This is a genomic window from Sphingopyxis sp. GW821-FHT12C06 (assembly GCF_058807415.1).
This window is the reverse complement of the sequence record NZ_JBXAQR010000001.1, coordinates 669058-689255: the sequence shown is the minus strand read 5'-3', so window position 1 is coordinate 689255 and position 20198 is coordinate 669058. Positions and strand designations below refer to the sequence as shown.

The 20198-nt window shown below is 63.9% G+C and carries 22 protein-coding genes; 10 read left to right on the top strand and 12 right to left on the bottom strand.

Annotation, left to right across the window (positions count from 1 at the left end):
- Positions 1–3 precede the first annotated feature (3 nt).
- Both hisD and hisG read right to left on the bottom strand, forming a co-directional pair.
- The gene (gene hisD, locus AC1RRJ_RS03205; RefSeq protein ID WP_493120269.1) at positions 4–1296 is read right to left on the bottom strand and encodes a histidinol dehydrogenase; all 1293 of its coding nucleotides are present in this window, start codon (positions 1294–1296) and stop codon (positions 4–6) included.
- On the bottom strand, positions 1283–1939 hold the full coding sequence (gene hisG, locus AC1RRJ_RS03200; RefSeq protein ID WP_493120694.1) for an ATP phosphoribosyltransferase: 657 nt from the start codon (positions 1937–1939) through the stop codon (positions 1283–1285). The genes hisD and hisG overlap by 14 nt, the downstream gene beginning before the upstream one ends.
- Before the next feature lie 38 nt (positions 1940–1977).
- Here hisG and AC1RRJ_RS03195 point away from each other — a divergent pair, with 38 nt between their 5' ends.
- Entirely contained in the window at positions 1978–3057 is a 1080-nt protein-coding gene (locus AC1RRJ_RS03195) for a DUF2332 domain-containing protein (protein ID WP_493120268.1), read from the top strand.
- A 32-nt stretch (positions 3058–3089) separates the two neighbouring features.
- Here AC1RRJ_RS03195 and AC1RRJ_RS03190 read toward each other — a convergent pair whose 3' ends face one another.
- Positions 3090–3572: a DUF1465 family protein gene (locus AC1RRJ_RS03190; RefSeq protein ID WP_493120267.1), complete on the bottom strand. Its 483-nt coding sequence runs from the start codon at positions 3570–3572 to the stop codon at positions 3090–3092.
- 88 nt (positions 3573–3660) lie between these two features.
- Positions 3661–3858, bottom strand: a complete 198-nt coding sequence (locus AC1RRJ_RS03185) for a YdcH family protein (RefSeq protein WP_493120266.1) — start codon at positions 3856–3858, stop codon at positions 3661–3663.
- 125 nt (positions 3859–3983) lie between these two features.
- Between AC1RRJ_RS03185 and AC1RRJ_RS03180 the strand changes: the two genes are divergently transcribed.
- Positions 3984–4142 carry a YdcH family protein gene (locus tag AC1RRJ_RS03180; protein WP_493120264.1) on the top strand — a complete coding sequence of 53 codons (159 nt, stop codon included), beginning with the start codon at positions 3984–3986 and terminating at the stop codon, positions 4140–4142.
- 39 nt (positions 4143–4181) lie between these two features.
- Here AC1RRJ_RS03180 and AC1RRJ_RS03175 read toward each other — a convergent pair whose 3' ends face one another.
- The 3 genes from AC1RRJ_RS03175 to AC1RRJ_RS03165 all read right to left on the bottom strand — a co-directional run bounded on the left by AC1RRJ_RS03175 (position 4182) and on the right by AC1RRJ_RS03165 (position 6634).
- Entirely contained in the window at positions 4182–4571 is a 390-nt protein-coding gene (locus AC1RRJ_RS03175) for a PilZ domain-containing protein (protein ID WP_493120263.1), read from the bottom strand.
- An 82-nt stretch (positions 4572–4653) separates the two neighbouring features.
- A complete protein-coding gene (gene dksA, locus AC1RRJ_RS03170; RefSeq protein ID WP_493120262.1) occupies positions 4654–5115 on the bottom strand; it encodes an RNA polymerase-binding protein DksA in 462 nt (153 codons plus the stop codon).
- A 718-nt stretch (positions 5116–5833) separates the two neighbouring features.
- On the bottom strand, positions 5834–6634 hold the full coding sequence (locus AC1RRJ_RS03165; RefSeq protein ID WP_493120261.1) for a hypothetical protein: 801 nt from the start codon (positions 6632–6634) through the stop codon (positions 5834–5836).
- Positions 6635–6777: 143 nt separating this feature from the next.
- Here AC1RRJ_RS03165 and AC1RRJ_RS03160 point away from each other — a divergent pair, with 143 nt between their 5' ends.
- The 5 genes from AC1RRJ_RS03160 to AC1RRJ_RS03140 all read left to right on the top strand — a co-directional run bounded on the left by AC1RRJ_RS03160 (position 6778) and on the right by AC1RRJ_RS03140 (position 10858).
- The gene (locus tag AC1RRJ_RS03160) at positions 6778–7116 is read left to right on the top strand and encodes an ArsR/SmtB family transcription factor (RefSeq protein WP_493120260.1); all 339 of its coding nucleotides are present in this window, start codon (positions 6778–6780) and stop codon (positions 7114–7116) included.
- Positions 7113–7577: an SRPBCC family protein gene (locus AC1RRJ_RS03155; protein WP_493120259.1), complete on the top strand. Its 465-nt coding sequence runs from the start codon at positions 7113–7115 to the stop codon at positions 7575–7577. Before AC1RRJ_RS03160 ends, AC1RRJ_RS03155 begins: the two co-directional genes overlap by 4 nt.
- 42 nt (positions 7578–7619) lie before the next feature.
- Positions 7620–8900 carry a serine--tRNA ligase gene (gene serS, locus AC1RRJ_RS03150; protein ID WP_493120258.1) on the top strand — a complete coding sequence of 427 codons (1281 nt, stop codon included), beginning with the start codon at positions 7620–7622 and terminating at the stop codon, positions 8898–8900.
- Between the two features lie 97 nt (positions 8901–8997).
- Complete coding sequence (gene surE / locus AC1RRJ_RS03145) at positions 8998–9762, top strand: 5'/3'-nucleotidase SurE (protein ID WP_493120257.1); 765 nt, start codon at positions 8998–9000, stop codon at positions 9760–9762.
- A gap of 40 nt (positions 9763–9802) precedes the next feature.
- Positions 9803–10858: a potassium channel family protein gene (locus AC1RRJ_RS03140; RefSeq protein ID WP_493120256.1), complete on the top strand. Its 1056-nt coding sequence runs from the start codon at positions 9803–9805 to the stop codon at positions 10856–10858.
- On the opposite strand, the gene AC1RRJ_RS03135 is transcribed toward AC1RRJ_RS03140, so the two are convergent.
- Complete coding sequence (locus AC1RRJ_RS03135) at positions 10859–11185, bottom strand: DUF423 domain-containing protein (protein WP_493120255.1); 327 nt, start codon at positions 11183–11185, stop codon at positions 10859–10861.
- 119 nt (positions 11186–11304) lie between these two features.
- Between AC1RRJ_RS03135 and rimO the strand changes: the two genes are divergently transcribed.
- A complete protein-coding gene (gene rimO, locus AC1RRJ_RS03130; protein WP_493120254.1) occupies positions 11305–12672 on the top strand; it encodes a 30S ribosomal protein S12 methylthiotransferase RimO in 1368 nt (455 codons plus the stop codon).
- A 14-nt stretch (positions 12673–12686) separates the two neighbouring features.
- On the opposite strand, the gene AC1RRJ_RS03125 is transcribed toward rimO, so the two are convergent.
- On the bottom strand, positions 12687–13469 hold the full coding sequence (locus AC1RRJ_RS03125) for a C1 family peptidase (protein WP_493120253.1): 783 nt from the start codon (positions 13467–13469) through the stop codon (positions 12687–12689).
- A 731-nt stretch (positions 13470–14200) separates the two neighbouring features.
- On the opposite strand from AC1RRJ_RS03125, the gene AC1RRJ_RS03120 reads away from it, so the two are divergent.
- On the top strand, positions 14201–15679 hold the full coding sequence (locus AC1RRJ_RS03120; protein ID WP_493120252.1) for a DUF4403 family protein: 1479 nt from the start codon (positions 14201–14203) through the stop codon (positions 15677–15679).
- Between the two features lie 4 nt (positions 15680–15683).
- Here AC1RRJ_RS03120 and AC1RRJ_RS03115 read toward each other — a convergent pair whose 3' ends face one another.
- The 3 genes from AC1RRJ_RS03115 to AC1RRJ_RS03105 form a co-directional block, all read right to left on the bottom strand.
- Positions 15684–16145 (bottom strand): DUF1579 domain-containing protein, encoded by a 462-nt coding sequence (locus tag AC1RRJ_RS03115; protein ID WP_493120251.1) that lies wholly within the window; start codon positions 16143–16145, stop codon positions 15684–15686.
- A 72-nt stretch (positions 16146–16217) separates the two neighbouring features.
- On the bottom strand, positions 16218–17231 hold the full coding sequence (locus AC1RRJ_RS03110; RefSeq protein WP_493120250.1) for an inorganic phosphate transporter: 1014 nt from the start codon (positions 17229–17231) through the stop codon (positions 16218–16220).
- Positions 17232–17245: 14 nt separating this feature from the next.
- Positions 17246–18370 (bottom strand): DUF47 family protein, encoded by a 1125-nt coding sequence (locus AC1RRJ_RS03105; protein WP_493120249.1) that lies wholly within the window; start codon positions 18368–18370, stop codon positions 17246–17248.
- Between the two features lie 208 nt (positions 18371–18578).
- Between AC1RRJ_RS03105 and AC1RRJ_RS03100 the strand changes: the two genes are divergently transcribed.
- Positions 18579–20117 (top strand): flavin-containing monooxygenase, encoded by a 1539-nt coding sequence (locus tag AC1RRJ_RS03100; RefSeq protein WP_493120248.1) that lies wholly within the window; start codon positions 18579–18581, stop codon positions 20115–20117.
- Positions 20118–20198 lie beyond the last annotated feature (81 nt).

The window sequence follows — 20198 nt, the reverse complement described above, 5'->3', positions numbered from 1 at the left end:
GTTTCACTTGAGGCGTTGGCTGACCGACAGCGCGTGGGCGGGAAGCCCCTCGGCGCCGGCAAGCGCAACCGCGGCAGGACCGATCGCGGCGAGGGAAGCCGGATCGAGCGCGAGGAAGCTGGTGCGTTTCATAAAGTCGGTGACCGACAGCCCGCTCGAAAAACGCGCGCGACGGCCGGTAGGCAGCACATGGTTGGGACCGGCGACATAATCACCGATCGCCTCGGGGGTATGGCGGCCAAGGAAGACCGATCCGGCATGGCGCACCCTGGCGAACAGCGCGTCGGCCTCGTCAGCATCGACCGCGAGTTCGAGATGTTCGGCGGCGAGACGGTCGCAGAGCGGGATCGCATCGGCGAGCGTCGGCACGATGATGATCGCGCCATTGGCATCCCAGCTTTCACGCATCGTCGCGGCGGTGGTCAGCGACGGGATGATCGCATCGACCGCGGCGGCGACCGCGTCGGCGAAAGCGGCATCGTCGGTGAACAGGATCGACTGGCTCGTCGGATCATGTTCGGCCTGGCTGAGCAGGTCCGCGGCGATGACATGCGGTTCGTTCTTCGCATCGGCGACGACGACGATCTCGCTCGGCCCGGCGACCATATCGATGCCGACGACGCCATAGAGCTGGCGCTTCGCCTCGGCCACCCACGCATTGCCGGGGCCGGTGACGACATCGACCGGCGCGATCTTGTCGGTCCCATAGGCGAGCGCCGCAACCGCCTGCGCCCCGCCGACGCGCCAGATTTCGTCGACCCCGCCGATGTGCGCGGCGGCCATGACGACGGGATTGACCTCGCCGCCCGGGGTCGGGGTCATCATCACGATGCGTTCGACCCCTGCGACCTTGGCGGGCAAGATGTTCATCAGCACCGATGAGGGGTAAGCGGCGCGCCCGCCGGGGACATAGACGCCCGCAGCATCGACCGCATTCCAGCGCGCACCAAGCCGCGCGCCCGTATCGTCGCGATAGTCGCGATCCTCAGGCAACTGTGCGGCATGATAGGCGCGGATGCGGTCGGCCGCGAGGTTCAGCGCGTCCCGCAACTCAGGCGACAGCGCGTCATAAGCCGTGGCGCATTCGGCCTTCGAAATGCTCCAGCCGCTCGCGTCCAGATCGAAGCGGTCGAACTTTGCGGTATAGTCGGCGAGCGCGACGTCGCCCTCGGCCTTTACCCGCGCGACGATCGCCGCAACGTCGGCCGATACGTCGGACGCGCTTTCGCGCCGGTCATCGACCAGCGCGTCGAACGCAGCCGCAAAGCCGGGCGCAGAGGCATCAAGCCGCCGCATCGCCCACCGCCTGCCGGAATTTCTCGACCAGCGCCGGCACTTCGGCCGAGCGCAGCTTGAACGCCGCGCGATTGACGACGAGCCGCGCCGAGACCTGCGAAATCACCACCTGTTCGGCGAGCGCATTTTCGACGAGCGTTTTGCCCGTCGAAACCAGATCGACGATGTGCGAGGCGAGCCCGAGCTTCGGCGCAATTTCCATCGCGCCATTCAATTTGATGCATTCGGCCTGGATGCCCTGCCCCTCGAACCAGCGGCGCGTCGTCGCGGGATATTTGGTCGCGACGCGGATGTGGCTCGCACCGATTCCCGGCGGGGCGCTGTCGGCGGGGCCGGCGAGCGACAGGCGGCAATGGCCGATACCCAGATCGACCGGGGCATAAAGTTCGCTGTAATCATATTCGTCGACGACGTCGGAACCGACGATGCCAAGCTGCGCCGCGCCATGCGCAACAAAGGTCGCGACGTCGAAGGCGCGGACGCGGATCAGCGAGATATGCGGCTGGTTGGTTCCGAAGATCAGCGATCGGCTCTTCGAATCGAAGAAGTCCGGCGCAGGTTCGATACCGACGCGCGCGAGCAGCGGCAGCGCCTCGTCGAGGATCCGTCCCTTGGGGATGGCAAAGATGATCGGTTCGGGCATAAGCGTCGCGCACATAGGCGGCGACGGGAAAAAGGGCAATGAGCGAGCGATACGAGTTTCTCGACATGGCCGAGGGTGGACGCAAGGCAGTCCGCGCCGCCTTTGCCAATCAGGTCATCTATTGCCGCGCCAATGACGCGCCGGTTACGGCCCGGATCGTCGCTGCGCTCGCTACCTTGATCGACCGCCCCGCGACCGAATTCGCGCGGCGCATCGCGGGGTGGAAAGGCGCGCCGCTCGCCGATGCGCTGCCGCTGCGCGCTGCGGGCGGGCTGCACGCGTTGCACCTATCGGGCGCCGCGCATGAACTCGCGCCGATTTATGCCGATTCCGAAGATATCAACGATGCCGCGATCGTCGCCGGGGTCGCCGCGCGGCACGAGGCGGCGTTGCTTCCATGGCTCGACGGCCCGCCCCAGACCAATGAGGCGGGGCGATCGTCGAACTTCATCGCGGCGATGCTGTGGCTAACCGAACAGGGCCTGCCGCCGATGTTCGATTGCCTCGAGATCGGGTCGAGCGCGGGGATCAATCTGATGATCGATCGCTATCATTACGACCTCGCCGCCGTGCAGGTCGGGCCGCAGCCCGGGGTGATGGCCTTCACCCCCGAATGGCGCGGCAACCATCCGCCGCAGCATAAAATTGCCTTCGCGGGCCTCAAGGGCTGCGACGTCGCGCCGGTCGATCTGACCGATCCCGCGCAGGCGCTGCGGCTGAAGGCCTATGTCTGGCCCGAGCATCATATTCGTTTCGCGCGGATCGAAGCCGCGATCGCGGCGGCGACGGAAACGAAACCAGATCTTGTCCAAAGCAATGCCGCCGATTTCATCGAGGCCGAACTCGCCAAGCCGCAAGCCGAGGGCACGACTCGGGTGCTGATGCACTCGATCGTCTGGCAATATGTCCCCGCCGATCAGCAGGCGCGCGTCACCGCGGCGATGGAAGCCGCGGGCGCCCGCGCGACCGCCGGGCGGCCGCTCGCATGGATCGCGCTCGAGGCGAACCGGACGGTGCATCTTCACGAACTGGTGGTGCGCCACTGGCCGGGTGACGGCGCACCGAAAATGCTCGGCCGCGCACATGCCCATGGCGCATGGGTCGAGTGGCTGGGATAATATTTTTACAGAAATACCGGTAGCGAAAGAAGCTACAGCCGCGCTTCCAGCTGCGCCAGCATCTGCTGCACCGGGGTCACCGCTGGCGTCTGCCATCCGACCTCCAGCATCGCGACGCGTTCGAACAGGCGCTCGCTCGCGGCGATGATGCGGCGGGTGGCTTCATCGAAACGCACGCAGATATCCCAATCCGCCGCGACGGGTTCGCCGATGCGCGCCGCGCTGTCGTTCGCCGCCGCGCCGGAATCGCCCGCGATCATCGCGCGGCGGTGGAGCAGCCAGGCGATGATGTGCATCAACCGCGTCGTGGTCTTGAGCGATTCGCACGCAAGGTCGATCAGAAACAGCGCTGCGCCGCGCGCATCACCCCCCGCAGTCCGGCCAAACTCGCGCTGCGCCGCAAAGGCTGCATGCGCTTCATCGGCCAGCAGCATCGCCTCGACATAGAGATTTTCGACCTGGGCGCGCTGCACCGGAAGGTCGGCGGTCCTGATATGCGGTTGCCCCTTGAACATGAGCTCAGAATGGCATGGCCGCGCCCGGGTTCGCAATGGCGGTAACCATGAAAAACGCCGCCGTCCCGTTTTGAATCAGCTCGCGGACTCAGGCGATAATATCGGGAACCAGTTGATCCTCGCACCATTGAATCTCGTCACGCAACCGCAGCTTGCGCTTTTTCAGCCGCGCGAGTTGCAGCTGGTCGGGCACCGTCCCGTCGGCAAGCGCGATGATCGCGGCATCGAGATCGCGGTGCTCGACGCGAAGTAGCTCGAGGCGCTGGGAAATTTCATCGGGGTTCACGAGGGCCTTCCTGCCACGATCACGGTTGGTCCGCAACGGGCACCGTCTGGCCGAATCGTCACGACATGGGGGGCGATTCGTGATTTACTCGGCCCTGCCAATCGAGTCGAAAAGGAGAATGGCCAATGAGCATGTCGCACCTTTCCGCCCTGAAGTCCCGCCACGCGGACCTCGATGTGAAAATTGCGAATGAAGAGCGCCGCCCCGCCCCCGACGAAGTCTTGCTGGCGCAAATGAAGAAACGAAAACTCAGGATCAAGGAAGAGATGGTGACGATCGCCTGATCGATCGTTCGATCGCTACCGCCGGCTGGTGCCAACGCATCAGCGCCGGCGGTAGAGTGGCACACGCTCCAGCCCGCTGCGCCTGAGATATTCCGGCAAATCCGATTTTTGAACGACCTGGCGACGGACCGCCTGCGGATTGACCTGCTGGTCAAAGGCGATGCCGAACTTGCCCTCGCCCGCCCACACGATCCGTCCGGACACCGTGCCGACATTGGCCAGCTCGACCACGATCGCCGTGCCTTCGGTGACCGGAACCGGACTTTCGGCGAGCATCCCGCCCGACGACAGATTGCGTACGCGAACGACGACAGGGGCGTTGGGGCCGGGAAGCAACAGGCCGGCTTGCAGGAACAGGCTGTCGCGATCGGCGACGCGTGGCAACGCCGCCATATCTTCATCCGGCGTAACCGGTACCCGACTATCCATTACACCTGTTCCCCGCGCCCGATATTGACGCGAAGAAACTAGCAGGGAGCCGTTGCGGAAACGTAAACCGTTCGGAAGAGGGTCAATCTTCGCGCGAGATGCGTTCGTTGCGCTCGTGGCGCTCCTGCGCTTCCAGCGTCATCGTCGCGATCGGGCGCGCCTGCAACCGGGCGAGCGAGATCGGTTCGCCGGTCACCGCGCAATAGCCATATTCGCCCTCGTCGATGCGGCGAATCGCCGAATCGATCTTGGCGATCAGCTTGCGCTGGCGGTCGCGGGTCCGAAGTTCGATCGCCCAGTCGGTTTCGCTGGAGGCCCGGTCGGCCAGATCGGGTTCGCGCAGCGGCCCGTCCTGCAGATGGGCCAGGGTCGATTCCGATTCGGTCAGGATCGATTTTTTCCAGGCGCGAAGCAGGCCGCGGAAATATTCCTGCTGCCGTTCGTTCATGAACTCTTCGTCGTCGCTGGGAATATAATCCGAATCGAGGTTTGATTTGGCTTGTCGAAGCGCGTCGGCGCCAATGTCGGCAATCTGGGTCGGCATGACGAAGGCTTGCGTCCTTTCCTCTCGCCGCGGCCGCCGCGGTGGCAGACCGGGGAATGCGCCGGGCCTATAACCAGCCACTGGTTTCTACACAAGCGCCGAAGCGACCACTTAGCGACGAACGGGTGAAGCGATGGTGAACCGCCGCATCCACTTCGGGGAGGCTCATGGCGATTCTGGTCAGCCTTGGCCCCCTCAACTCTATAAAAATTGACGCATGGGTTAACCAATATTATAGAATTACCGCCAATTCTGTATTGTTTTGGAACAGAAAGCGTGTTCGGGGTTGATTCCGTGCCCCAATTCCCGCTGTCGGACAGGTGAACGCGGTTAACAGGATTGCCCTGTTCACAAAGCTTTGGCCTTTTGGCCCTAGCTGATGATCAAGCAGGTGTCGGGCCGGCGGCGCCAACCCACCCGCAACGGGAAAGTGAAAGAAACCTATGTCTGTCCGAATGGCCCTCGCCAAGCTTTGTGCGTGCACCTGCGGGGGTGCGATCATTGGTAGCGGCGCGATGCAGATCGCCGACGTGCCCGCGGCGGCGCAGGTTCGCAAGGCACCGTCCTGCACGCCGTGCAAGCCGGTCGTGCGCAAGCGCCACGCCGCACGCAAGCCCGTCAAGCGCGTACGCCGCGTCGTGACGACCAAGCGGATCATCCGCACCGAAACACCGCAGACGCAGGTGGTGACGCAGACGATCCCGATGCCCCCGATCCCCTATGCCCCCTTCCCGCAGCAACGCTTCGAAGGCGGCGGCAGCGGTGGCGGCGTCACGGTGATCGGCGGCGGCTTTGGCGGCGGTTTCGGCGGCGGCTTCTTCGGCGGCGGTTTTGGCGGCGGCGGCAGTGGCGGCAGCAGTGGCAATGTCGTCGTTACCTCGACGACCACGGGCGGTCTCAGCTCGACCACCAGCACGTCTTCGGGGGTCTCGACCTCCACCGGCAGCGTCTCGACGTCGACGGGCGGCGTGTCGACCTCGACCGGCGGTGTCAGCACCTCGACCGGCGGCGTTTCAACCTCGTCGGGCAATGTCTCCACCTCTTCGGGCAACGTCAGCACGTCCACATCGTCGAGCAGCAGTTCGTCGTCGAGTTCGTCGTCCAGCTCTTCCTCGTCGAGCTCATCCTCATCGAGCGGCGGCAGCTCGCACGGCCATGGCAGTTCGGGCTGGGGCAGCTCGTCGCATGGCAGCAGCTCGCACGGCGGCAGTTCGTCGGGCGGATCGAGCAGCAGCAGCTCTTCATCCTCTTCGTCGAGCAGCAGCTCGTCGAGCGGCGCGACCTCGTCGGGCGCAACCGGCGGCAGCAGCAGCTTCGGCAGCACCAGCAGCAGTTCCTCTTCATCCTCTTCGTCGAGCAGCAGTTCGTCGTCGAGTTCGTCATCCTCGAATGGCAGCACCAGCAGCTCGTCGGGCGATCCGACCCCGGTACCGGCGCCGCCGATGATCCTGTTGTTCGGCGCCGCCGCCGCGGCACTCGTCGTCCGTCGCCGCGCCGCTGGCCAAAACAGCGCCGACACCGACGCGGCCTAAGCCATCCACTGGGGGTCAGGGGGGCAACCCGGGCCACCAACCCTGGGGTCGTCTTTCATCGGGCGGCCCCTTTTTCCAGGGGGTGGATATTACTTTGCCATATGGGAAACCATTGGCTATACTTCTCCATATGGTGAACCAACAGCCCGCGCTCGACTCGGTCTTCCACGCCCTCGCCGACCCGACGCGGCGCGCGGTGATCGGCCGGCTGCTCGGCGGCGGTGCACCAGTCACACGCCTCGCGGAGCCCTTCACCATGGGGCTGCCCGCCTTCATGAAACATCTGTCGGTGCTGGAGGCATCAGGGCTGATTCGCTCCGAAAAAAGCGGCCGCGTCCGCACCTGCCATCTCAATGCCGATCGCCTCGCTGCCGCCGAAGGCTGGCTCGGCGAGCAACGCGCAATCTGGCAGGGGCGCACCGATCGCCTCGCGGCCTTCGTCGAATCGCAACACCCCGGGAGCGAATGATGACCGACTCAACCGAACTGAGGATTTCACGCTTCATCGCCGCGTCCCCCGCCGCGGTGTGGAACGCCTGGAGCATCCCCGAAAATCTCGAAAAATGGTGGATCCCCGCACCGATCGAGTGCCAGGTCGTCACTCTCGACCTCCGCCCCGGCGGCGGCTTCGTCACGCGGATGCGCGAAGGCAGCGGCGAATTTCAGCCGCATGTCGACGGCTGTTTCCTCGAAGCCATTCCCGAACAGCGGCTGGTCTTCACAACCGTCCTCACCGGGGGCTGGCAGCCCGCCGAACCCTGGCTCGCGCTCACCGCGATCCTGACCTTCGAGGCGCAGGACGGCGGCACGCTCTATTCGGCCCGTGTCCTGCACAAGACCCCGGAGGACAGCCGCAAGCATGACGAAATGGGCTTTCACATCGGCTGGGGCACCGCGATCGGCCAGCTCGCCAACTTGCTGGAACGATAGGACGGGGTTGCGCGGCGCGGGCGGCAACGCCATAGCGCGGCGATGCACGATATCCGCCTGATCCGGGAAAATCCCGAAGCGTTCGACGCCGGCCTCGCGCGCCGCGGCCTCGAACCCCTGTCCGCCGTCATTCTCGCCGCCGACGCGTCGCTGCGCGCGCTGCAAACCGGGATGCAGGGATCGCTCGCGCGGCGCAACGAAGCGTCGAAGGCGATCGGCCAGGCGATGGCAAAGGGCGACAAGGACGCCGCCGAGGCGCTGAAGGCCGAGGTCGCCGCGCTCAAAACCTCGTTGCCCGAACAGGAAGCCGCCGAGCGCGAACAGCTCGCCGCACTCCACGACACGCTCGCCGCGCTCCCCAACCTGCCCGCCGCCGACGTCCCCGAAGGCGTCGACGAGGACGGCAATGTCGAAATTGCGCGCTGGGGCACCCCGCGCAACTTCGACTTCGCGCCGCAGGAGCACGCCGATTTCGCCCCCGCCCTCGGGCTCGATTTCGAGACCGCGGCGAAGATGGCGGGCGCGCGCTTTGCATTCCTCAAAGGCCCGATGGCACGGCTCGAACGCGCGCTGGGTCAATTTATGATCGACCGCCAGACGATCGACGCCGGCTACACCGAATGCGCCGCGCCGCTGCTGGTCCGCGACGAAGCCGCCTTCGGCACCGCACAGCTTCCCAAATTCCGCGAGGATCTGTTCCAGACCACCGACGGCCGCTGGCTCATCTCGACGTCGGAGATGAGCCTGACCAACGCGGTGCGCGAGGAAATCCTGCCCGACGCCGACCTGCCCGTCCGCATGACCGCGCTCACCCCCTGCTTCCGCTCCGAAGCGGGCTCGGCGGGCCGCGACACGCGCGGCTATATCCGCCAGCATCAATTCTGGAAGGTCGAGCTGGTCTCGGTCGTCCGCCCCGAGGACGCCGACGCCGAACTCGAACGCAAGACGCGCGCCGCCGAATCGATCCTCGAAGCGCTCGAGCTTCCCTATCGCCGCATGCTGCTCTGCGCCGGCGACATGGGCTTTGCCGCGCGCAAAACCTATGACCTCGAAGTCTGGCTCCCCGGCCAGAACAGCTATCGCGAGATTTCGAGCTGTTCGAACTGCGGCGATTTCCAGGCGCGGCGCATGAACACGCGCTTCCGCCGCGAGGGTGTGAAGGGCAATGAATTCGTCCACACGCTCAACGGTTCGGGGCTCGCGGTCGGCCGGACGCTGGTTGCGGTGCTGGAAAATTACCAGCAGGCCGATGGCAGCGTCATCATTCCCGACGTGCTGTTGCCTTACATGGGCGGGATCACCAAGCTGACGCCGGCCAACTAAACCATCGTCACCCCGGGCTTGATCCGGGGGCCATGCCTTCGGCGCCGGAGTGGACCCCGGATCAAGTCCGGGGTGACGAACAGAGAAAGAGAAAATCGTGCGCATCCTCCTCACCAACGACGACGGCTATCACGCCCCCGGCATGGCCGTGCTCGAAGCCATCGCGCGCGAGCTGAGCGACGACATCTGGGTCTGCGCGCCCGCCGAGGAGCAATCCGGCGCCGGCCACTCGCTCACCCTGTCGCGCCCCGTCCGCGTCCGCCAGCACGCCGAACGGCGCTGGTCGTGCAGCGGCACTCCGACCGACGCGGTGATGATGGCGATCGGCAAGCTGATGCCCGAAAAGCCCGATCTGATCCTGTCGGGCGTCAACCGCGGTGCGAACCTTGGCGACGACATCACTTACTCGGGCACCGTATCGGCGGCGATCGAGGGCGCGCTCGCAGGCATCCCCGCGATTGCGCTGAGCCAAGTCTATGCCACAGAAGGCATGGGCGACACCGTCCCCTTCGGTGCCGCCGAAGCCTGGGGCGTCAAAGTCCTCCGTCCGCTGCTCGGCATGACGATGACTCCGCGTACGCTGATCAACATCAACTTCCCCGCGATCCCCGCCGACGATGTCCGCGGCATCCGCGTCGCACGTCAGGGTTTCCACGATTATGGCCGCGGTTCGATCGTCGCGGGCACCGACCCGCGCGGCTATCCCTATTACTGGTTCGGCCTTCACGGCATCGAACATTCGCCGGGGCACGACAGCGACCTCGAGGCGATCGACGACGGCTTTATCTCGGTCACCCCGCTCCAGCTCGACCTGACCCACGACGCCTCGCTTGCGGCGTTGCGCGGGGCCTATGGCGCTTAGCGGCTAGCCTAAGCGCCATGGCTTTGGCACAAGGGCGACAATGAGCCGCAAGCCGTCCGACAAGCTGAAGCTGCAACATCGCTTCAACCCGCTGCGCCGGGCGAGCAAATGGCCGATCTGGGCCGACGTCACCGCGCGCCTCAGCATCGCCTTCCTTCTGATCGGCATCGTCGTCCTCGTCCACTGGATCGACCGCGCCGGGCTGAAGGACAGCCACGACGGCCATATGAGCTTCCTCGACGTCGTCTATTTCACGATGATCTCGGTCACCACCACCGGCTTTGGCGACATCGCCCCGGTGTCCGACCGTTCGCGGTTGATCGAGGCGGTGATCGTCACTCCGATCCGCATCGCGGTGCTCTTCATTTTCGTCGGCACCGCCTATAATTTCGTCCTCAAACGCACATGGGAAAAATGGCGCATGGCCCGCATCCAGGCAAAGCTCACCAACCATATTGTCGTGCTGGGCTTCGGCATCAGCGGCAGCGAAGCGGTCCGTGAACTCATCGCGCGCGGCACCGACCCCGCATGCATCGTTGTCATCGACACCGCGCGCGGGCGGATCAACGCCGCCGAGGCGATGGGCTGCAATGTGCTGGAGGGCGACGCGTCGAGCGACGAAACCCTGCTCGACGTGCGGATTGCGCAGGCACAGACGGTGCTGGTGTCGGCAGGCCGCGACGACACTTCGATCCTGATGGTTCTGACCGTCCGCCACCTCGCGCCGCATGTCCCGATCAGTGTCGTCATCCGTACGCAAGACAATGAATTGCTCGCGCGGCAGGCGGGTGCCAACAATGTCATCAACCCGGTCAGCTTCACCGGCCTGCTGCTCGCCGGATCGGCGCAGGGCGCGCACGTCGCCGACTATATGGCCGACCTCGCGTCGGTCAGCGGCAAGGTCCAGCTCGCCGAACGCCCGGTGCGGCCGGAGGAAATTGGCAAGAGTCTCGACGAACTCGCCACCGGGGGCCGCGGGCTGCGCATCTATCGCGGCGGCAAGCCCTATGGCTTCTGGGAAGCCGAAGCCGGCCGGCTCGAACCCGGCGACGTGGTCGTCGAGGTCATCCCGTGCGAGACATGCGAGGCGGATTGATCAACCCCGCCAGTAAATCCACGCCGCCCATAGCCACCCGATGATCAGAAACGTTCCGCCGATCGGCGTCACCGCCCCCAGCCAGCGCGGCGCACCCAGCGCCATCGCATAAAGCGTCGCGGCGAACAGAACCGACCCGCCAAGCAGCATCACCGCCGGCCCGCGTGCGACGCCCATGATCGCCATCGCCGCGACCGCGTGGATCAACTGATACAGTCCGCCGGTGCGCAGCCACTCGGCCTCCTGTTGCCCCGCCGCGCCATGCGCGCCGAACGCCCCTGCCGCGACTGCAATGGCCGCCGAAATCGCCGCAAACACGCCTATCATATTGGGTCATCCTTCATCTTCGCGGCCCTATCATCGGGACGCATCTTGTCGCCCCGCTGCATGGCCCCGCGCGCTGCGCGTGACAAGCGGCATGAAATCGCGTAAAGGCGCGCCCAATCATGGCAACCAAAACCCTTCCCGCCCAGCCGAAAGTCGGCATGGTTTCGCTCGGCTGTCCCAAAGCTTTGGTCGACAGCGAACGGATTCTCACCAAGTTGCGCGCCGACGGCTATGGCCTGTCGCCCGACTATGCGGGAGCCGACGTCGTTCTCGTCAACACCTGCGGCTTCCTCGATTCGGCGAAGGAAGAAAGCCTCGAGGCGATCGGCGAAGCGATGGCCGAGAATGGCCGCGTCATCGTCACCGGCTGCATGGGCAATGAGGCCGACGTGATCCGCGCGCGCTTCCCCAACGTCCTCGCGGTCACCGGCGCGCATCAATATGAGCAGGTCGTCGACGCGGTCCATGAAGCCGCTCCGCCCACGCAGGGCCCGTTCATCGACCTCGTGCCCGAGGGCGGGCTGAAGCTCACCCCGCGCCATTACAGCTATTTGAAGATCAGCGAAGGCTGCAACCACAGCTGCTCCTTCTGCATCATCCCCGACCTTCGCGGCAAACTCGTCAGCCGCCGCATCGACGCGGTGCTGCGCGAAGCCGAAAAGCTCGTCGCCGCGGGGACGAAGGAACTGCTGGTTATCAGCCAGGATACCTCGGCTTACGGCGTCGACACGCGCCACGATCCGCGCGAGTGGAAGGGCCGCGAAGTCCGCGCCCATATGACCGACCTCGCGCGCGAACTCGGCCAGCTCCAGACCAGCGAAGGCCACGCGCCGTGGGTGCGCCTCCACTATGTCTATCCCTATCCGCACGTCGACGCGGTCATCCCGCTGATGGCCGAGGGGCTGCTGACGCCTTATCTCGACATCCCCTTCCAACACGCAAGCCCGAGCGTCCTCAAGCGCATGAAGCGCCCCGCCAATGAAGCGAAGGTGCTCGACCGCCTGAAGAGCTGGCGCGCCATCGCCCCCGACATCGCGGTGCGTTCGAGCTTCGTCGTCGGCTTCCCCGGCGAGACCGAGGCCGATTTCCAATATCTTCTCGACTGGCTCGACGAAGCCCAGCTCGACCGCGTGGGCGCCTTCCGCTTCGAGCCCGTCGCGGGCGCGCAGGCCAATGCGCTCGACGATCAGGTCCCCGAAGAGGTCAAGGAAGAGCGCTATCAGCGCATCATGGAAAAAACCGCCGCGATCAGCGCCGCGAAACTCCAAGCCAAGATCGGCCGCACCCTGCCCGTGATCATCGACGAAGTCGGTGATGCGGACGAAGACGGCAGCATCGGCGCCACCGGCCGCTCACAGGCGGATGCGCCCGAGATCGACGGTCATGTGTATCTGCGCGACGTGGCGGCGACATTAAAAGCCGGTGATGTCGTCGATGTCGAAATCGAGGATGCCGACGAGCATGATCTGTTCGGTGTAGTCGCCTGATCCGCGCGCGCCGGTTAAAGCACCACGCCATAACTCTCGTCGAACGCCGCCGTGGCGTAGGCATTCGATGCGTAAGCGAACCCCTCGTCGCCCCAATTGCTCGTCCCCCAGCTATTGCGAACGATGAAATGATCGGGCGTGTAGCCGACGATCGCCACAGCATGGCCGGCCGGCTGGGCCGGTCGATTATAGACCGCCAGACGACCATTTGTCGTCTTGGCGTCGAACCACGCATCGTCGCAGTCCAGCCGAGCCAGAATTGGGCCGTTTTTGGCGAGCCATTCGCGCCACTTCTGCGGCGATGAATCCAGCGCGATATAGGAAGAAATTTTCCTCTGCGACGCCAGCGCATAGAAATGATCTTCACGACCCGTGTAGAAATTGGGGGAATCGAAGGCCAATGTGGCCGACGGAACGACCCCGTATTTTCGGGCCACATCCAGCGCCGACTTCAGGCTGGTTCCCGCGCTTTCAATAAACGTCGATGGCTTCGGCCACTCGTCCAGTTCCTTGGACGCCATCCATATCTGTCGCACGGACAATGTCTCGCTCTGGTCCAACCGGCCAGCCTTGACGAAATGCCAGCGCAACACCGCGTCGCCGCAGGCCCAACCCACACAGCTTCCGGTTCCTCCTTGATCGCCGACGGCCCACCAGCTTTCGCGCAGATCGACACTCGCGGGCAGCGGCCCCGCCGCCACCATGCCGACATCTTTGGCCGTCTCGAAGCTCCAGTCTTGCTCGACATGGATGGAAGGAACGACATTCAGAATTCTGTCACGCGGATCGATAGCCATGCCACGCTCTTTCCCCCGGCATCGCCGGAATATGCGCACAACATGCTTGCGCGCATCTATACCTTCACATTACTTGAAATAATATACATCATCATATTAAGCGCATATCTTCTCAATTTCTAGACACAATAAATCAATTTATAACAATGATATGAATATCATCATATATTCAACTCAAATCATCTATTCAAATCTTCGCTAGAAAATTGAACAATCCGGGCACGCAAAAAACCGCTGTCCTGTAAAGTTCCGTCGCATTAGCCTCTGCCCATGCCGGTTTTTATCTCCCCCTCCTATTTTCGCGCACCCCCGACCCGAATTTCGCGCGAGACCTCGCGCAAGGCGACAAAGAAGATATTTTCGCCTTGCGTGTTCCTGTCCTTTGTCGCCCATGACTTCATGTTTTCCCCGTATGACCGGTGCGACCAGGCCGATTCCAGAATGAAGTTGCGCAATTTTCTGCCGTTTCAGCGACCACTCCCCCTTCCCTTCTTCGTCATCCCGGACTTGATCCGGGATCCATTTGACCCGGCGGCAGGTGGACCCCGGATCAAGTCCGGGGTCACGATGGGTGTGAGGGCAGTCCGACAAACGCTGGCGCCCCGATGCAAAACGCGATTTCAGTGTGAAGTTGGCGAGATTTACGTCACTTTCCAACCAACCCCTCTCGCCAAGGAACGGCTTTAGGCATCCGATGTTATAGACAGGTGAAACCGCAGCAGGGGCACGGCATGCGTTTAGTCCAATTGGCAATCGTTACATTGCTCCTCCCGGCGGCGCTCGCCGGCTGCGACCGCCAGACCGACGTCGCCCCGCCGCCGCGCGCAACCGATACCGCCCCCTCGCCGACCCAAACCTCGCTAATCGCGGTGCCGATCAACGCCAGCACCGCCTCGCTCAAACAGGCGCTCGAACGCGCGGTGCCGAAGACGCTGTGGACGATCGACAAGCGCGAGTCCGCCTGCGTCCCACCGCAGAGGGTCAAAATCTTCGGCAAGAAGGTCAAGGTGACCCCGCCGATCGCCTGCACCATCGTCGGGCAGGTGACGCGCGGCCCGCTGCGCCTGCGCGGCAAAGGCAGCGAGATCGTCGTCGACATGCCGATCCACGCGACGATCCGCGCCCGCGATGTCGGCGGGGTGCTGAAGGGCGAGACCGCAACCGGCGCCGCGATGGCGCATGCACGCATCCGCGTCGAGCTGACCCCCGACTGGCGTACGCAGGGCAAGGCGCGGATCAGCTATGGCTGGACCCAGCCGCCGGGGATCGATTTCCTCGGCAAGCGCATTACGTTCACCGATGAAGCCGATGCCAAGCTCGCGCCCGTCGTGCGCGATATCGAGCGCGAAGTGAGCCGCGAGATCGCGAAGATCGATATCCGCAAACAGGCCGCCGATATCTGGCGGCAGAGCTTCACCGCACTCGAGCTCAACCGCGAAAACCCGCCGGTGTGGATGCGCGTCACCCCGCAGCGCATCCTCTATGGCGGCTACCGGATCGAGGGGCAGCGGATGAACCTCAACCTCGGGCTGGAAGCAGTCACCGAAACCTTTGTCTCGGGGCGCCCGACCGACCCGACGCCAACCCCACTCCGCCGGCTGGTCCGCGAAATGCCCCGCCCGCACCTCGACGTACGCGTGCCGGTGATCGCCGATTATGCGATACTCCAGCCCGTCGTCGACCGCGCGCTCGCCAAACGATCGACGCGCCCCTTCGTCCTGCCCAAGCTCGGTTCGATGATGGTGACATTCGGCAAATCGACCATCTATGGCGCGCCCGGCGGCCGCATCGCGGTCGGCGTCGATGTCGATGCGAAGCTGGAAGTCCGGACGGGCAAGCCGACCCACGGGCGCATCTGGATGACCGCGATTCCGGCGAACCGGCCGGGGTCGGCCGAGGTCCATTTCACCGATCTTTCGATCAACGGCGACACCGACGGGGTTGGCGGCGACCTGCTCATCCTGCTTGGTCGCAGCGAAGGTTTCGCGCCGCTGATCGCCGACGCGCTGACCCAGAATTTCACCAATGATCTGGACAAATTACAGGGCAAGATCAAACGCGCGATCGACCAGCGGCGCGAAGGCCCCTTCCTCATCCGCACCCGCGTCGACAGCTTCGCAATCGGCGAGATCAAAGCCTATGGCAACGGCCTCTATCTGCCCGTGCAGATGGTCGGCGGGGCGAGCGTCGATTACCGCCCGACGAAGTGACCGGCTACGCCCGCGTGAAATCCATCGTCCAGTTCACTTCCCATGTCGCGCCGTCATCGGCCGACATCGCCTGCTCCCAGCGCGGCGATGCGCCGTCGGTGCGGCTCCAGATGAAACGCAGCCGGATCGGCCGGCCATCGAGCGTGTCCTCGGCGTAAAAATGGCCAACGCCACCCTCGAACTGGCCGATAACGGGGACGTCGAGATTATGCGGGCTCCGCGCATCGAGCCACCAGATCGCCCAGCTCTTCCGGACGGGATCAAAGGAGCGCAACGCAATCGCCCGATAGGTGCCGCTGGGGATATGGAGGACATTGTCTTCGACATTGCCGTTGCCGCCCAAAATCGGGCGCATGTCGCACGTACCGTCGAACTCTTCCCAGTCGTTGCAGTTCGCCAGCCGCGCTTTCAGGCGGCGGTGCCGCACCTGCCAGCTGCCAATCTGGAAATCGAAATCGCCGGCCATGACGGGTTCTCCGCTATCGGATCGATAGCATCGTTCTTATTCCGTTCTCATTCAAACGCAACCCCGAACCGGTCAAAACAGCCGCGTAATCCCGTAGAACGCCGCTGCGACCACCGCGCTCGCCGGGATGGTGATGAACCATGCCGCGACGACGTTGCTCGCCACGCCCCAGCGCACTGCGCTGGCGCGGCGAGCGACGCCCGCGCCGATGATGCTGCCGGTAATCGTGTGCGTCGTCGACACCGGGATGCCGAGCAGGCTGGCGGTGAACACCATGATCGAGCCGCCCGTCGAAGCGGCAAACCCCTGATGGTGCGACAGCTTGGTGATGCGACCGCCCATCGTCTCGATGATCTTCCACCCGCCCGACAGCGTGCCAAGCGCAATGGCAACATAGCAGCTGAACGCCACCCAATGCGGGATATGAAATTCGCCGCCGAGATAGCCGGTCGAATAGAGAAGGACGGTGATGATCCCCATCGTCTTTTGCGCGTCGTTGAGCCCGTGGCTGATCGAGTAAGCGGCAGACGAGAGGAGGTGCAGGCGGCGGAAGGTCTTCTCGGCGAAACTGGCGGTCGCACGGCGCAGCGCCCAACTGCTGAGCAGCATCACCACCATCGCAAGCATCATGCCGAGCAGCGGCGACAGGAAGATCGCGACCACTGTCTTGTTGAGCCCGGTCCACTCGATCCCTTCAAACCCCGCGTGCGCGACGCCCGCGCCAACGATCCCGCCGACCAGCGCATGGCTCGACGACGACGGAATGCCCTTCAACCAGGTGACGATGTTCCAGAACATCGCGCCGACGAGCGCGCCGAACACGACCGCCGGGGTAACCAGATCCTTGTCGATAATCCCCTTGCCGATCGTTTCGGCGACTTTGTGGAGTTCGGGGAAGATCACCGACAGGAAATAGGCGGCGAAGTTGAAGAAGGCGGCGAACAGCACCGCCTGCACCGGACGCAGCAGCCGCGTCGCGACGACGGTCGCGATGCTGTTGGCGGCGTCGTGCAGCCCGTTCAGAAAGTCGAACGCCAGCGCCAGGATGACGAGGCCGACGAGAAGAGGAAGAGCGAGTTCGTGCATGGTGTGCGCCCCGCTTATGCGTGGTCGATGACCAGGCCGTCGATCTCGTTCGCAACATCCTCGAAACTGTCGGTGACGCGTTCGAGATGGCGGTAGATTTCGCGCGCGATCAGGAAGTGGACGGTGTTCGACTCCCCGTGTTCCTTGAACAGGCGGCGGAGGCCAGCGGCGTGGATTTCGTCGGCATGGCCCTCCATCCGCACCAGTCGTTCGGTCAGCTCGTGGAGGCGCGCGCCATTGGCGCCGATATTGCGGAGCAGCGGCAGCGCCTCGGCGGTCAGCCGCGCGGCATCGACGATGATCCCGGCGATGTCGCGCATTTCGGGATCGAATTCCTTGACGTCGTAAAGATCGACGGCGCCCGCGGTCTTCTGCATCTCGTCGATCGCATCGTCCATCGACGCGATCAGGCTGGTGATCGCGCTGCGGTCGAACGGGGTCAGGAAGGTGCGGCGGACGGTCTGCAACACTTCGCGGGTGATCGCGTCGGCGTCATGTTCGCGCTCGATGACTTCCTGGATATGGTCAGCCATGCCCTCGCCGCCCTGCAGCATGCGCGACAAGGCGTTGGCGCCAGCTACCAGCGTCGCGGCGTGGTTTTCGAACAGCTCGAAAAAATTCCCCTGTCGCGGCAGCAAACGCTGAAACCATGCGAACATCCAGCTAACCCCTGTCTTCTCTGCTACATTTTGGACGACGCCGCGCGGCGCGGCGACGGCGCGAAAGCCGGTGTCACCGAACGAGCGAATCAGCGCCTGAAGGTCGGGCTCCTCGACCGCCGCCGCGGCGGCGTCAAAGGAAAACCACTGCCGATCACGCTCGTCCATTTCCTTCCATTCGGAAAGTTCGCACGTCACGGCGAGCGGAAACACCTCGACATTATACATGATCTGCGCGCCATTGGCGCGGCGCTTGCGATATTCATAGCTGCCGATCGCGGTCGGGCAGACGGCGCCGAGCACCCCGGCCTCTTCCTCGGCCTCGATCGCGGCGGCGGCGTGGCGCTCCATCCCGGTCAGCGGATTGCCCTTGGGAATCACCCAGCGCTTCGTCTCACGCGACGTGATCAACAAAATCTCGGTCGGCCCATCCTGCGCGGGCCCCGAAAAACGATAGGGAAGGACAGCGATCTGGCGCAACGGGCTTCATCCTTTCCATGGAATACAGCGAGGCGGAACGCCCGGCAGCTGATAAAAACGCTACGCCCCTATGACAATATTGTGACAGCGACAAGGACGCTTCACCGCCTCCCCCCTATCCGCCCCCTACTTTCACCCCTGTCAATTCGATTGCAAAATGAAACGCGGTGCGTAAGCTGTCCACAAAACATAGCCGGGAGACAGGAATATGGCAGGCACGGCGACGATGGAACGCCCCGCGAACGGAACGGCTGCTCCGGTCGATCAGGATGTGCTGATCGTCGGCGCCGGGATTTCGGGCATCGGCATGGCGGTCCACCTTCAGCAATATAGCCCGGACCGCAGCTTCGGGCTGGTCGAACGCCGCGCCAACCTCGGCGGCACCTGGGATCTGTTCCGCTATCCGGGCATCCGGTCGGACAGCGACATGCACACGCTGGGCTTCGTCTTCGAGCCGTGGAAGCATGAAAAATCGATCGCCGACGGTCCCTCGATTCTCGAATATCTGAACCGCATCGTCGATGAGCGCCATATTCGCGAGCATATCCGCCTCAATCGCAAGGTCGTGGGCGCCGACTGGGATAGCAGCGCCGCGCGCTGGACCGTGACGATGGAGGATGACAAAGGCGCGACATCGACGACGACCGCGCGCTGGCTGTACCTTGGTGCGGGCTATTATGATTATGACGAGGCCTTCGACGCCAATTTCACCGGGCGCGAGGATTTCAAAGGCCAGATCATCCACCCGCAATTCTGGCCGAAAGATCTCGATTACAAGGACAAGAAGGTCGTCGTGATCGGCTCGGGCGCCACGGCAGTCACGATCGTTCCATCGATGGCAAAGGATGCGGCGCATGTGACGATGCTGCAACGCACCCCGACCTGGTACGCGATCCGCCCGGCCAAGGATGGCTTGGCCAATTTCCTGCGCAAGATTCTGCCCGAAAAACTGGCTTACAAAATCACGCGTTTCAAGAATGTGAAGTTGCAGGATATCGTCTTCAAAAAGGCCCGCGACAAGCCGCAGCAGGTCAAGGATTTCCTGACCAAGAAGGTCAAGGCCGCGCTCGGCGACCGCTATGACGCCGAAGCCTTTACGCCGCCTTATAATCCTTGGGACCAGCGCCTGTGCCTCGTTCCCGACGCCGACCTGTTCGAAGCGATCAAAGCCGACAAGGCCTCGGTCGTTACCGATCACATCGACCGTTTCGACGCCAACGGCATTCAGCTCAAGTCTGGCAAGCATCTCGATGCCGACATCATCGTGACCGCGACGGGACTGAACCTTGCGGTCGCGGGCAAGATTCCTGTGCGCGTCGATGGTCAGGCCGTCGAATGGCATGAGCATTTCTATTATAAGGCGTGCATGTTCTCGAACGTGCCGAATTTTTCAGCGGTGTTCGGTTATCTCAATGCAAGCTGGACGCTCCGTGCCGACATCGTTTCGGAATATGTCTGCCGTGTTCTCAATCATATGCGGGACACCGCGACCACCGTCGCGACGCCGGCGCTGGCGGACCCGTCGAGCCTCGAAGAAGAAAATGTCTTCGACTTCTCGTCGGGCTATATCCAGCGCTCGCTGCATATCATGCCCAAAAGTACGGTCGCGCTGCCGTGGCGGCTCAGCCAGAATTACGTGCAGGACCGCATCGACATGAAAACCGGCGCGATTGATGACGGGGTGCTGGCCTTCAGCGGGGCGCGGGCGGCGGTGGCGGCCCCGGCGGAGCTGCAAGCGGCGGAATAACGGTCAGGCGGCGCGCTTCGCGCGCTGCTGCCGCACCAGCCAAACCACCAATGCGATGATCAGGAACAGCGCCACTCCAGT